Raw genomic sequence first — 13,220 nt, forward strand, 5'->3', positions numbered from 1 at the left:
ACTCCGGCGGCAATATGCCACGCTGAAACGTATCCACGTTACACGATGCCGTGCGCTGCGCCAACGCGCCACAATCTGCGTCTAACTGCGGGGGAGAGGTGTGCATGCGGCGTGTCGTGTTTGGCCTGGTTTTGGTGATGATGGCGGCGCTGCCGGCCATGGCGCAGGATGGCCTTGGGAAGCTCGACCCGTCGCAGCCAGACGGAAAGACGCCGGAGCAGATCGTCACGGAGATGGGCAAGCACGAATCTGCCTTTGCGAAGGCACGTGAGAACTACACCTTCCGCCAGACAGTCGTCATGCAGACCATCAATGATGACAACGGCAAGCCGGACGGTGAGTACCGCCAGATCACCGACGTCGGCTTCAACCGCGACGGCACCCGCAACGAAACCGTCGTCTTCGCGCCACAGAACACCATGGAGCGCGTCATCATCGACCAGTACGACTTCGAGGATCTGCGCCTGCGCATCCCCCTGGTGCTGACCACGGAAGATCTGCCCAACTATGACGTGAAGTACCTGGGGAAGCAGCGCGTGGACGAGCTGGATACCTACGTCTTCCAGGCCACGCCGCTGCACGCCGACCTGAAGCACCGCTTCTTCGAAGGCAAGGTGTGGGTCGACCAGAAGGATCTGGAGATCGTGATGATCAACGGCAAGAACACGCCGGATGACCTGAAGAACGGTCACTTCTCCATCCCGTTCACCACCTATTACGAGCAGGTCGACACCGTGAACTGGTTCCCGACCTACACGCGCGCGGATGGTACGGTACACTTTGCGGCCAGCAGCCGGAACGGCCCGGCCAGCGACATCCACATGCGTAACACGGTCAAGTACACGGACTATCGCCGCTTCCGTTCGACGTCGCGCATCTTCTACAACGGCCAGGAGATTCCGAACGACACGGCGCCGGATGCGAAGAAGCCCGATTCGACCGCGCCTCCGCAGAAGTAACTCAGCGCCCCAAAAAAAGAAAGCGCGGTCGAAGGTCTTCACCTTTGCCCGCGCTTTTCCTTTGTTGCAAAGAGTTACTCCGCTACGGTCGGCAGCAACTCCGATAACCGCAGGTGGTAGTCCGCCAAGGCCGAGTCCCGATGCTTCGCATAGCGCTCGGTCAGTTCCGCGCCCTTGCCGTGGAAGTGATGGGCAAGCTGTTCCAGCAGCAGCCAGTCGTGCCAACGACCGCCGGCCTCCTGCATGCTCTCGAAGCGTTCTGCCAGCCCACGCACCGCGGTCCCTTCCGGCGCGCTCTCTGCCATGTAGCGGCAAAGCTTCGCGGCTTTGCGGACGGCGTGCAGACCATCTTCATCCAGCCCTTCAATCGCTATGCGCAATGAGTCTTTGGCTGTCTCGCCCTTCTTCTTCGCCCGCTTCAGCAACAGGGCCGTCTGCAGCGCGAACCAATGCTGCACGTGCGACGAAAGCGCCGTCGGAGGTGCCGTCGACGACTCCGCAGGCTTCAGGACCTTCTCCAGTGCGCGCAGATTCGCTGCAAGCTTGTGCTCTTCGGCCTGCAAAATGATCTGCAGCTTCTGAGCCTCGTGCTCGCGCGCTTCATCCAGATGCTTGCGCAACTGCTTTGCCTGCCGGCGCATGGTGTCTCCCGGCGATCCCTTGTGAACTGTCGACTTCAGCGGCGCATCCATGCGGATGATGGTGGTCTGGACGTCCAGGTCGCGCACCACACCCGCTGCGCGACGAACCTTCCTGAGCCGGCTGCGAACGGCCTTCGCCTCTGCCGCGTAGTCCGGCAGTCGCAGTCGCTTACTTCCCGTCGCCATCAACTCCAAAAGGCGCATCTGCGCCTCGACCCGTCGTGTGGTCGTGCGCAGCTTGTGGACTGCGCCCACTTCCGTAGCCGTTACCGCCACCAGCATCGCCGCATCCAGCGCCACGACCTGCTGCTCCAGCGCCGCCAACGGTGAGACACGCGGTCGCTTACTTCCCTTTACTGCAATTGTCATAGTTCATTCGATGCACGACGGACCCGACGGACTTATCGCAACGTCGATTCGCGCTGTGATGTATTACCCCGCCAGCTAACTGGCGGCTGCGGGCCACACGGCGGGAGGAGTCACGGTGTGCATCCAACCACATCAGAGGACTCATCTGCATGGCGAGGCAGCACGTACAGGAACATATCGACCTGATCGCGAAGCAGGAGCAGGACTTCTTCGAAAACCGCACCGCTACGGAACGCGCTGGCGATGCCATCGCAGCTTTTGCAGGCAGTCTGCGCTTTGTTGCGCTGCATCTCGCAGGCTTTGCTGCGTGGTTCCTGTTGAACTCCTTGCCCGCGCTACGGCATTGGCGCTTCGATCCTTACCCGTATCCCATGCTGGACACGCTTGTGGCGATCGAGGCGATTCTGCTGGCCAGCTTCATCCTCATGCGTCAGTCACGGACCAGCCGCCGGTCCGATGAGCGCGATCACCTGATTCTGCAGGTGCTGCTGCTGACGGAGAAGGAAGTCACCGCGGTCCTACAGGTGAGCCGAAAGATCGCAGCGCACCACGGCATGGAGCATGTCACTCGCGACCGTGACCTGGCAGCACTGGCGCGCGAAACGCCGATCGATGAAGTCGCGGAGAACATCAAGGAAAGTCTGCCGCAGGAACAGTAGAAATTTCGCGAGGCATCTCCAAACGCACGAATGCCTCGCGCTTCCATCGGAAGACGCGAGGCGATTCGAAGACGTCAGGGCTAGATGCTGCTGCCGCGACCGAAGAGCAGCCAAAGGATGACAAGTAGCACGATCAGGCTCAGACCGCCGCCGCCGTAGTAGCCGACACCGGGTCCCATGTAATAGCCGCCACCACCAAATACGAGCAACAGAACGATCAGCAGTACTAGAAGCATTTTCGTACCCTCAGAAGAAGTTCGCTCGACAAGCACTGCCGATCGCGATAGTGGTACGAGTCTGCCGGACGCCAAAGGGATGTCTCGCATTTTCGTTTCATGCAGTTGCCGTCGGTTTCTCGCTCCGCACCTTACGAATGAAGTCTTCCAACCGCTGGCCGCGCCTGCTGGCAAAGACCTCGTCGCTGACCGCAACTTCTCGCATTCGATCCAGCCGAAAGTGCCGGAAGTCATCGCGCCGGCGGCACCACGCGACCAGCGTCCATCGGTTGCCCCAGAAGAACAGGCCCAGTGGATGAACGGCTCGTTCTGTCTCACGACCTGCCTCGTCGGCATAGCCGAAGCGGAGCACGTAGTTCTCCGCGCAGGCATTATGCAATCGATCCAGCAGCTTGCGTGTGCGTGCTGGGTGCGGGAAGGGTGGCGCGAAAAGCAACACACGATCGACACGACTGCGATGCTCGGCTGGCAGCGCTGCCTCGATCTTCAGAAGCGCATCATTGGCCGCGATCTGTGTCGACTCACTGCCCCACGCACCCGCCATACGCGCACCCAGCACCAGCGCTGTCAGTTCTTCCGGCGTGAAGTGCATGGGAGGCAGATGATCGTCTTTGCGCAGGGTGTAGCCGACACCCGCCTCGCCGATGATGGGCGTGCCGGTACGCTGCAGATCTGCCACATCGCGGTAAAGCGTGCGCGGCGAGATCTGCAGGCGCTCCGCCAGTTGCGCACCGGTCAACATGCGGCCGGAACGCAGCAGGCTGACGATTCGAAAGAGCCGGTCTGCGCGTCTCATGCTGCTGCCATCCTACTGCCATTGCCGCGGTTTAGTGGGAGGCATGGAGGCCGATGTGATTGCCTTCCGTGTCAGCAATGACGCAGAACGTGCCGCCAACATTGGGCACGACCATGGCGCCTGTCACCAGCGATCCGCCTGCTGGCTCGACCTTTGCCATGGCATCGCGCAGGGCTCCACCGATGTGCAGGTAGACGAGCGTGCCGTCAGCCGATGCACCCCGGCCCGGTCGCTGCACCAGCGCCCCTGTGACTTCGCCATTCTGCATTGGAAACATGAACATCGCCTCATCGCGGCTGACGTCGATCAGTGGTTCCGGCAACACCGCGTTGTAGAAGGTTTTCGCGCGCGTGATGTCTGCAGTGGAGACTTCAAACCAGGTGATGCCACCCTTCGGCAACGGCTTCGTTTCGATATCGCTCATGGGTCTTGCTCCTCGGCGGTCGTTACCGCACAGAGCCAAACTACTGACACGCTGCTGACAGCATGGTGTCAGTAGACTTCGCGCGCAAACAGAAAAGCACGGCGCGAGCCGTGCAGAATGAATCGATTCAATCTAAGCCTCAGTGACGTTCGTCGAGCTTCCCGATCTGATCCGCGGTCATTTCGCCACGCAGTTGCAGTTGCATGTGCGTGTAGGCCTGCTCAAGCTCCGCACGCGCCTGCGCCGCGCGATCGATCTCGCTGAACAGCGCGGTCTCTGAGGCATTGCCGTTCTGCTTCAGAGCGTCGAGTCGGGCCTGCGCCTTGGTAAAGGCGTCGTAGCGCTGCTGCAGCGTGTCGCGGTTCTGCTGGAAGATGTTGTCCATCCGCTTCTGCTGGTCGCCATTCAGGCCCAGAGACTTCGCAAATTTGTGATCGTCCCACCAGCGGCCCGTGGGGCCAAGGCTGCTGTGCGTCGTGCCGCTGGACATCTTCCCGCGCCCGGGGGAGGCCATGCCCCCGCTTGTGAGGCCATTCCGTTCAGCGCCACCCATGCGACCGCCGCCGCCCGGCATCCCCATGCCGCCGCGCATCCCTCCCGGCCCACCGCCAGGTCCCTGCGCCGCAGTGCAAAGGGCACTTGCGGCAACTACCGCAGTCAGGCAGAGCATGCGAATTGTATTTCCCGACTTCAAAGGCCTTGCTCCTGAATCCTCTACTTGCGCTTGCGCTCTTCTTAGTTGAGAGCTTCTGCGCCAATCTCTCCCACGCTGCGACGCTATTCCACGTTGCGGCGCTGGGCGCCGGCGTCCTGTGCCGACTTCAGACCCAGGCCGTCTACGGGCGACGCGCCAGCATAACTGAGCGCAGCATCGATTGACGTCAATAATTCATTGTCTGATGCGAAGTCTCTCTCCGGCAATGCGCTTGCGGACAAGGTACTGGATGTTGCGATGGTTGGTGTGCTGGCAACCGCATCGTTCGCATTGCTGCCGGAGAAATGCCCAATGCCAACCGCAACTGCCGCCACTGCAACCGCTGCCAAAGACCACTGCGGAACAGCCATCCACCGCGCGCGGCGACGCGCTGCCGGTGCCAGCGAAGGCGCCGAGGCGGAACGGCGTTCTGCCCACACCAGGCTCTCCGCACGATAGCTGTGCAGCGCAGACTTCAATGCCACCAGTTCTGCCGCGGCATCCGCATCACCCTGCAGGTCAGCGAGTGTCTCCGACGTCGGCCGACCGGCCAGCAGGTCGGCAAACTGCTCGTCAGTGAGTGCGTGGTGCTTCGTCATACTCTGCCCCCTCCGACCCGGGTCCGTACGGATTTTACCGCGCGATGCAGGTGCGTCTTCACGGTATTCACCGGCATATTCATGGCTGCCGCAATCTCCGCAAGCTCCATCTCTTCGATGAAGCGCATCAGGAAGACGGTGCGCTGATTTGGCGACAGGTCCTCCATCGCTGCATGCACCTGCAGCGCCTGTTCCCGCGCCAGCAGCGATCCCTCCGGGGACGATCCGCTGCTGCGCAGGTGATTCGCCATGTCCGTCGCATCGACGGCTGTAGCGTGCGCCTTACGCCAGAACTTGAACTTCTGGGTGCGCGCATGATCGCGGATCAGGTTAACGGCAATACCGGTCAGCCAGGTATTCACACTGCAGTCGCCCCGAAAACCGGAACGATTGCGGTAGGCCTTGAGGAGCGTGTCCTGCACGATCGTGTCAGCCAGATCCTCGTCACGCACCGAGGCCACAACAAAGCGCAACAGCCGCGGTCGGTACGTCCGCGCCAGCGCGTCAATGTCGTCGAGCTCAGAGAGCGTCTTTTCCTGCACGAAATTCAGCACACCAGCGTGGAGAGTATAGGCCATCGGTCATATCCTGCGGTTTCGGCACCGGGCAGCGATGCGGGTCGGGTTTCATACCGGCGCATGCCGCCCGGCCAAAGCGTGGAGTGTCTGCAGAATTTGGGACGAGCGGGCCGCCTCGGAGAGTACATCGGGGCAAAGATTTCCCGCTTCCCAAAGCCCGGCTGGCGCGTCGTGACCGCCTCTGTCTATGACCGACGACCCCGGGGAGATCACGTCTCTCCTATTTCGCCGTTACCGTCAGTGAGAGCGTCGCGGTGTGCGATAGCTGGCCATCCGTAACAGTGAAGACATAATCGTAGGTTCCCGGCTCCGTGTAGGGCGAGTTCAGTGCCGGCAGCTTGCCGCTGCAGCCCGACATCGCCCCTGCCGCGAGCCCCAGGAAAACCAGAGTCAGCAGTAGCCGCGCTGCCTGCCTGCCACGGCCACGCGCCATGCATAGCGCGGTTGCGCTCAACAGGCCCAGCAGTGTCATCCACCGACCGCGGCCCGACTGGAAGAGCAGCGCTCCGTAGCCGATTACCGTGTACTTGCTGGTGGTTGTGATCGTCGCGGCAGAGACCGTAGTGCCCGACAACGTGAAGCCGGATGGGGCCAGCGAACAGGCGGAACCAAGCGCCTTCGTGGTGCAGGTCAGCGTGACGGGGGCGCTGAAACCACCGATGGCGGTCACGGTAACCTTCGCGTCCGTGTAGTTGTACCCTGCGATCGTGCTGCCCGTGGTGGGTGTCACACGAACGGAGAAATCAACGCCATTGCCCGTGAGCGCAACGATGATCACCGGGTACCTCGTGTCATTTGTCGTAACAACCAGCGCGCCGGTCCGCACACCGGTTGTGGTTGGCGTAAAGATGATGGAGACGGCGCAACTGGCGCCACCGCTCAGCGTGCCGCCGCAGGTGGTCGTCTCCCGGTAATCGCCGCTGATGCTGACGCCGGTCAGCGCGATGGCGGTCGTGGTGTAGTTGGTGATGGTGACCGTCTGCGCGGCGGAACTGAAGCCGACATCGACATTGCCGAAGTTCAACGCATCCACATCCGCCTGCACATCTGCGATCCCGTTGCCGGTAAGCGATGCCGTGAGTGTGCCGTTGGCAGACGAATCCGACACGACCGTGAGGACGCCGGTCCGGGTCTTCAACACCGTCGGCTTGAAGACGACGCTCACGCTGCAGACTGTGCCGGCAGCAACGGCACCGCTGCAGGTAGTAGCGCTGATCGAATAATCGCCCGTGACCGTGACGGAAGAAACGGTCAGCGGCACCGTCGAAGTGTTCATCCAGACAAAGGTCTGCGCAGCGGAGGTACTTCCCAGTACCACGTTGCCAAAGTTCGCGGCCGCGGGCGTCAGCGTTGCGGTCGTCGCAAGGCCGTTGCCGGAAAGCGCAACAGTCAGGGTGGCGTTGCTGGTGGAATCCGTCGTTACGGTCAGTGTTGCCGTTCGCGTGCCGGTTGCCGTCGGCTTGAAGGTGACTGTTACTGTGCAGGTGGATCCCATGCTAAGTGACGTGCAGGTGCTGGTCTGTGAAAAGTCTGTCGCGCTGGCGCCGGAGATCGCGATGTTCGTAATGTTGACCGTGCTGGTGAACGTCGTGGTGTTGGTCACGGTGGCCGTGAGTGACTTGCTCGCACCAAGGACGACGTCCCCGAAGTTCAGGCTGGAGGGCGTGATGGATGCGGTAGTGGGCACGGGCGGAATCGCGAAGTTCACCAGGAAGCCGTCATGCGGCGTGAGGCCGGCGGGCGTGGTGGCGTCGTTCGCGCTGACCGCGCTGTAGTCCGTGGAGAAGTGCGGCTGCGTCACGGTGTTGACATAGCTGGCGAGCGACGCCGATGCGGTACTGGAATCCGTTACCGTCGCCGAGGCAAAAATATGTTCCAGCGCAGCGGCATTGCCTCGCTCGATGATGTTGTAACGAGTGTTCGCCGTAACATCGGTCGTAAAGTCATGCAGTGGCGCGGTGGTATTGCTGGCCTGGTAGAGCGTCACAGCAGTCGCTGCAGCGGGCGCGCCGTCGATGATGCCCGTCACGTCCACATAGCCGTCGTTGTACTCGTAACCGTTGAGATTACCTGCCACAATCACATTTGCCCCGGCGCTTTGATACTGCTGCACCAGCGTGCTGATCGCGGATGCCTGGGCCGCGCGATGGGCACGCACATCCGGCCCCAACGTGGCATCGTCAATGTTTTCCCGCGGTGTCATGTGTACGTCAAGGACAGTGACCGGATAGTTCTTGCCCACACGCACAAACTCGCCCTGCAGCACCAGCGGCGGATGCTCCCACAGCGTGGCCGTTCCACCCGACGACGTTGCATAGGTGACACCACGGCCGACCTCCGTGTAACTGGAACTCTTCAGCGTGTTGGTGTTCACCAGAAAGCCGGAGTTGATGGTGTCCGTGCCGAGAACGGTTGCGACGTAGTTGGTCGACCCGCCGTTGACCGTGTTGGCTGCAGCCGCCAGGTACTGCAGCGTACTTTGGTCTCCGACCTCCTGGAGTGCAAGGATGTCCGGCGATCCAAACACATTCGTCACAGCGAGCGTGGCCTTCGCAAGCGCCGTCTGGAAGACGGAGGCGCTGCCCAGGAAGGTGTTCACGTCCAGCGTGCCCACCTTGAAGTGCGTGGTGTCTGCAGCGGCGGAGACCGAAGTCGGCACCGATCCGCTCACAGTGCATGTCACCGTGTTGAAGATCAAAATGCGCGCGTAGCCAAGCGTATAGTCGACGACACCAATGCCGTTCGTAGCGCCGAGCCCGCTGGTGTTGTGGTTGGTGCAGGTAACGGCCTGACCCACGGTGATGTCGACGGGCGATCCGCCAAAGCTGGCGGTATCGATCAGCACACGCTGGGGATTGCCGCTCCACGTGGGCACGCCTGCAGGTGCGGTCGTTGGCCTGTACTCGTCCCCACCAATGCCCGCGCTGCGGAAAAGATGGTTATTGGTACCGGAGTTCGTGTTGAGTGTCGCCCAGAACTGCCCCGTACTGGTTACCGCGTTTGCGCCGCTGGCGAGTGTTCCGGTGGTCGGCTGTACCGCATAAAAACTCGTGTTTGACACGGCCATGCCGGTGTACTTCAACGCATCGCCGAAGGTGGTAAGCACGCCACTGACGCTGATGGTCTGCGTCATCGAGCTGGTACCGCTGGTGGAACATGCGGTTGGAGCGATGTAAGTGCCCGGTGTGTTCGCGGCTGTGAGATTCGGTGCAACAGAGTTCGTCACGATGCCCGTAACCGTCGCGACCTGACCCACCGTCACGGTGTTGCATGCGGCCACGGCGGACGCAGCAACGAAGATGCCCTCGGCCGTATTGACGTCGCTATCGTAAGTTGCGAGGCTGATGTAGAAACCTCCGTTCGTTCCTGTCGTCGCCGACGTCATGACACCAACCACGATCCCGCTGGTCGTCACGTTCTGCCCCAGCAGCGGCGAGTTCGGCAGGCTCGTCATGATCTGGTGGATGGTCACTGCCGTCTGTGCCGGGGTCGATCGCGGAGCAAGCAGGCATAGAAGAAAACCGAAGAAAGACACCGCGCGAAGACCGACACAACAGGTGAAGCGAGGGGAGGAACTGGGCATCGGGAACGGGTCTCCTGGACGCCGTGGGGTGCGGCGGCTGAGCGCTAAATAGTAAGGAATACGGCATATACGACGTCTCTTTCGGTAATCGCGATTACAGCGAATGATCTGCGTCTTCAACAGAGAGCGGCGCTCACTCCGATCCGCAGAGCCGCACAGGTTTTTGTGCAGGCCGCACTGAGCGGTACGATGAAGCTGCAACTATGGATACCCTTCGACTTCGCCAGGCCACCGCATCCGACCACGCAGGCACGGAAGATACCGTACCGCTGATGAGCCCAGCGCTCACGCGCGAACAATATGTGGATGTGCTGGGTCGCTTTTATCGCATCGTCCGCGCCTGGGACGCATGGGCCGACACCCACGCACCGGAAGACCTGCGCGCCATGGTTGCGGGACGCCGCCGCGCATCGTTGCTGGCCGACGATCTGAAGACGATGGGCGCATCCTCTCCCGTCTCCGACGATGAAGTGCCGCACGAGAGCATGGCGACAACAGCGGTAGCGGGCGATCCGCGCGCCGTGTTCCTGGGCCGCATGTATGTGATGGAGGGTTCCACGCTGGGCGGCCAGTTACTCGCACGCCATGTGGAACAGCAGCTCGGATTGGAGCCCGGCCTGGGCGACAGTTACTTCGCGGGCTATGGCGATCACACCGGCCAGCGTTGGAAAGAGTTCAAAGCGCTGCTGGAAGTGTTACCCGAAGAAGACGCAGACACAGTGATCGCAAGTGCCAAGAACATGTTCTTTCTGTTTGGGGAGAGCATGCGAAATTCCATCACGCCAAAAAATTCCTTGAGTGCCCGTTAACCGCTGAGAGAACCGGCGCGTTTTGCAAGGGCGGCTGCGCTGCACGACGCATCTCAACACAATAGAGATGAGTTCAGACCTGGCAAACCCTGCTGCAAATTCGACTCCTGCCTCTCCGGCTGCTGCCGAGCCCATTACGCTGGACAATTGCGCCTCGGAGCCGATTCGCATCCCCGGCTCCATCCAGCGGCACGGCTTCCTGCTTGGCCTGGATGAAGCCCAGGAACGCGTCGTACTGGCTAGCGAAAACACCGAAGAATTTCTGCGTACGCCTTTAAAGCTCATTCTTGGCGCGCCCTACGTCCACCTGTTTGAACGCGAGCTTTCCGCCGTTATCTATCGCCAAAGCTGCATGTCGGACCCGGACGGTATGGTCAGCTATCTGGGCGCGTTCCGCATCCACAACGACCTGTTTTCCGTGGTGACGCACTGCGTTGAGGGCAAGCGACTGCTGGAGTTTGAGCTGCAGGACAGGCTGGTTGGATCGGAGATGATGAATACCGTCATCACCAACTTCGTCGCGACACTCTCCAAGCTCGAGACGGAGATCGAGTTGGCAGACGCCGTCACCCAGCAAGTGGCAGCGCTGACAGGCTTCGACCGCGTCATGCTGTACTGCTTCGACGAAGAGGGCAACGGCACCGTGCTGTCTGAAGCCAACAGTGGCCTGCTGCCGAGCTATCTGAATCTGCACTTCCCCGCCTCGGACATTCCTCAACAGGCGCGCGAACTCTATGTCCTGAACACCGTTCGCATCATCCCGAACGGGAGTTACGAACCGTCTCCCCTGCGCTCTCTTGATGGTGCTCCGCACATCGTGGATCTTTCGCTTTCGGTCCTGCGGTCGGTTTCGCCGATCCACCTGGAATACATGCGCAACATGGGCACAGCGTCGTCCATGTCCATCTCCATCCTGAGTGAGGGCCGTCTTTGGGGCTTGATCAGCGGACACCATGCGGAGCCGCGGATGGTGCCGTTCCTGGTTCGATCCGCATGCGACATGCTTTCCAAGCTGGTGGGCACGCAATTAACCACCTTCCGCACCGCGGCACGTCTGCAGACGCTGACCAATTTTCATGCGGTCCAACGGGAACTGCTGACCCACATCGCGGCACAGTTTGACTACATTGGTGGCCTCTCGTCGCAGATGGATCTGACGCGCCAGGTGACCGACGCAAGCGGAGCCGTGCTGTGGGTCGATGGTGATTTCCAGCAGATCGGCATCACGCCCGACAAGGCATCCGTAGCGCGCATCGTGGAGTGGCTCGACAGCCAGCCCAATATGGAGCTGTACGAGACGCGCTACCTCGGCGGTGTGCTGCCGTGGACCTCTGAGATTGCCGATGTCGCAGCCGGCATGCTCGCGATCCGTGTCTCGGATATCCGGCAGAAATACATCCTGTGGTTCCGTCCGGAACTCGTCCACACCGTCGATTGGGCTGGCGAGCCGGTCAAGCTGAGCGGACCGAATGACAGGCTGAATCCACGCAAGTCTTTCGAAAGCTGGAGCCAGACCTTCCGTGGTCAGGCGAAGCGATGGTCCACTGCTGAGATCGAGTCGGCGCGAGAGTTCCGCGCAGCCATCACCACGGTCAGCCTGCGACGCGCCGAGGAAGAGGCAGAGCTCTCCACCGCTCGTTTTGAGCAGTTGACTCATGCGCTGCCCGAGAAGATCTTTACTGCCGACGATGATGGTCGCATTCAATACGTGAACGACCGCTGGCGCGAGGCCGGCCTGTCCGAAGGCGGCTGCTGGTACAGCGAGGGCCGTCTGGCCGCCGAAGACGAAGAACGCATCAAGACGCTGTGGCGCGAACATGTGCAAAGTGGCCAACTCTTCGAAGAGGAAGTGCGGCTGCTGACCGGCAAGGACCACGCGCCACGCTGGAATTTAGTACGTGCCGTTCCCTTCATGCGTCGCGGAGCCGCCCGTGCCGGCTGGGTCGGCTCAATGATCGACCTGACTGAGCGCCGCGAGCGCGAGACCGCCCTTCGCATGACGGAAAAGCTGGCACTCACGGGCCGAATGACCTCCGTCATTGCACATGAAATCAACAATCCTCTGGAGTCCATCACCAACCTGCTCTACCTGATCCGGCACGACCTGCCGACCACTTCCGATGCCATGCAATACATCGGCCAGGCAGAGAGTGAACTCGAACGCATCTCCGGCATCACCAAGCAGACGTTGCGCTGGAGCCGTGAAAACTCCGGCGGTGCTGAGAGCTTCACCGCGGACGCCGTCTTCAACGATGTGCTGCGCCTCTTCCATGGCAAGATCCGTAACCGCCACGTGACGGCCGAAGTCCGTGGAGGCGAGGGGATCGAGATCCAGGGGATCCAGGGGCAGATCCGCCAGGTGATCGCCAACCTTGTCGCAAACGCGATCGACGCTGCGCGCGTCGGCGGCAAAGTCTGGATGGACGCACGCTTCCTTACGGACGACATCGTGGAAATTCGCGTGGGCGACGACGGCGTCGGCATGACACCCGAGACCGTCCGCCAGCTCTTTCAGCCGTTCTTCTCCACCAAGGGCGACCTGGGGAATGGCCTTGGGCTCTACATTTCGCACGAGATCGTGGAACGCCACGGCGGAGAATTGCACGTGGATACTGAACCGGGCAGAGGAACCGTGATGCGGATTCTGTTGCCGCGTGTGACGAAGGTCCGCACGGAGAGCGGTGCAGACGGTTTGCCCGGAAAGTCCGCCTAAGTACGCATCCACCTTGCCTCGGGCTGCTGTGAGTCGACGCGCTGAGGAAATGCAGGACAAGCGCGTCCACTCGCGGCTCGACATCGGGTACGGAAAGCTGGCATCCTGTGATCACGCGACTGCGGTGCCGGTTCCCCACCCTCCAATGCCTCGCACTGGA

The 13,220-nt window shown here is 61.3% G+C and carries 12 protein-coding genes; 4 read left to right on the plus strand and 8 right to left on the minus strand.

Going from position 1 to position 13,220, the window contains the following annotated elements; genetic code table 11:
- Positions 1 to 104: 104 nt before the first annotated feature.
- On the plus strand, positions 105 to 959 hold the full coding sequence (locus BLW03_RS07760) for a hypothetical protein (RefSeq protein ID WP_074653161.1): 855 nt from the start codon (positions 105 to 107) through the stop codon (positions 957 to 959).
- Between the two features lie 74 nt (positions 960 to 1,033).
- Here BLW03_RS07760 and BLW03_RS07765 read toward each other — a convergent pair whose 3' ends face one another.
- A complete protein-coding gene (locus BLW03_RS07765) occupies positions 1,034 to 1,969 on the minus strand; it encodes a CHAD domain-containing protein (protein WP_083350395.1) in 936 nt (311 codons plus the stop codon).
- Positions 1,970 to 2,118: 149 nt separating this feature from the next.
- Here BLW03_RS07765 and BLW03_RS07770 point away from each other — a divergent pair, with 149 nt between their 5' ends.
- A complete protein-coding gene (locus BLW03_RS07770; RefSeq protein ID WP_074653165.1) occupies positions 2,119 to 2,628 on the plus strand; it encodes a DUF1003 domain-containing protein in 510 nt (169 codons plus the stop codon).
- 80 nt (positions 2,629 to 2,708) lie between these two features.
- Here the strand turns inward: BLW03_RS07770 and BLW03_RS20365 are convergent, their stop codons facing one another.
- The 7 genes from BLW03_RS20365 to BLW03_RS07800 form a co-directional block, all read right to left on the minus strand.
- On the minus strand, positions 2,709 to 2,864 hold the full coding sequence (locus tag BLW03_RS20365) for a DUF3309 domain-containing protein (protein ID WP_139285137.1): 156 nt from the start codon (positions 2,862 to 2,864) through the stop codon (positions 2,709 to 2,711).
- Between the two features lie 97 nt (positions 2,865 to 2,961).
- Positions 2,962 to 3,660: a helix-turn-helix transcriptional regulator gene (locus tag BLW03_RS07775; protein WP_074653167.1), complete on the minus strand. Its 699-nt coding sequence runs from the start codon at positions 3,658 to 3,660 to the stop codon at positions 2,962 to 2,964.
- Positions 3,661 to 3,691: 31 nt separating this feature from the next.
- The gene (locus BLW03_RS07780) at positions 3,692 to 4,084 is read right to left on the minus strand and encodes a VOC family protein (RefSeq protein ID WP_074653169.1); all 393 of its coding nucleotides are present in this window, start codon (positions 4,082 to 4,084) and stop codon (positions 3,692 to 3,694) included.
- Positions 4,085 to 4,223: 139 nt separating this feature from the next.
- Positions 4,224 to 4,754: a Spy/CpxP family protein refolding chaperone gene (locus BLW03_RS07785; protein ID WP_212733158.1), complete on the minus strand. Its 531-nt coding sequence runs from the start codon at positions 4,752 to 4,754 to the stop codon at positions 4,224 to 4,226.
- 107 nt (positions 4,755 to 4,861) lie between these two features.
- On the minus strand, positions 4,862 to 5,377 hold the full coding sequence (locus tag BLW03_RS07790) for a hypothetical protein (RefSeq protein WP_074653172.1): 516 nt from the start codon (positions 5,375 to 5,377) through the stop codon (positions 4,862 to 4,864).
- A complete protein-coding gene (locus BLW03_RS07795; RefSeq protein ID WP_074653174.1) occupies positions 5,374 to 5,955 on the minus strand; it encodes an RNA polymerase sigma factor in 582 nt (193 codons plus the stop codon). Before BLW03_RS07795 ends, BLW03_RS07790 begins: the two co-directional genes overlap by 4 nt.
- Before the next feature lie 220 nt (positions 5,956 to 6,175).
- Positions 6,176 to 9,538 carry a choice-of-anchor D domain-containing protein gene (locus BLW03_RS07800; protein WP_074653176.1) on the minus strand — a complete coding sequence of 1,121 codons (3,363 nt, stop codon included), beginning with the start codon at positions 9,536 to 9,538 and terminating at the stop codon, positions 6,176 to 6,178.
- A gap of 203 nt (positions 9,539 to 9,741) precedes the next feature.
- Between BLW03_RS07800 and BLW03_RS07805 the strand changes: the two genes are divergently transcribed.
- Positions 9,742 to 10,347, plus strand: a complete 606-nt coding sequence (locus BLW03_RS07805; RefSeq protein ID WP_074653177.1) for a biliverdin-producing heme oxygenase — start codon at positions 9,742 to 9,744, stop codon at positions 10,345 to 10,347.
- A gap of 67 nt (positions 10,348 to 10,414) precedes the next feature.
- A complete protein-coding gene (locus BLW03_RS07810) occupies positions 10,415 to 13,060 on the plus strand; it encodes an ATP-binding protein (protein ID WP_074653179.1) in 2,646 nt (881 codons plus the stop codon).
- Positions 13,061 to 13,220 lie beyond the last annotated feature (160 nt).

It is taken from the genome of Terriglobus roseus, from assembly GCF_900105625.1.
In the GTDB taxonomy this organism is placed as follows: Bacteria; Acidobacteriota; Terriglobia; order Terriglobales; family Acidobacteriaceae; genus Terriglobus; species Terriglobus roseus_B.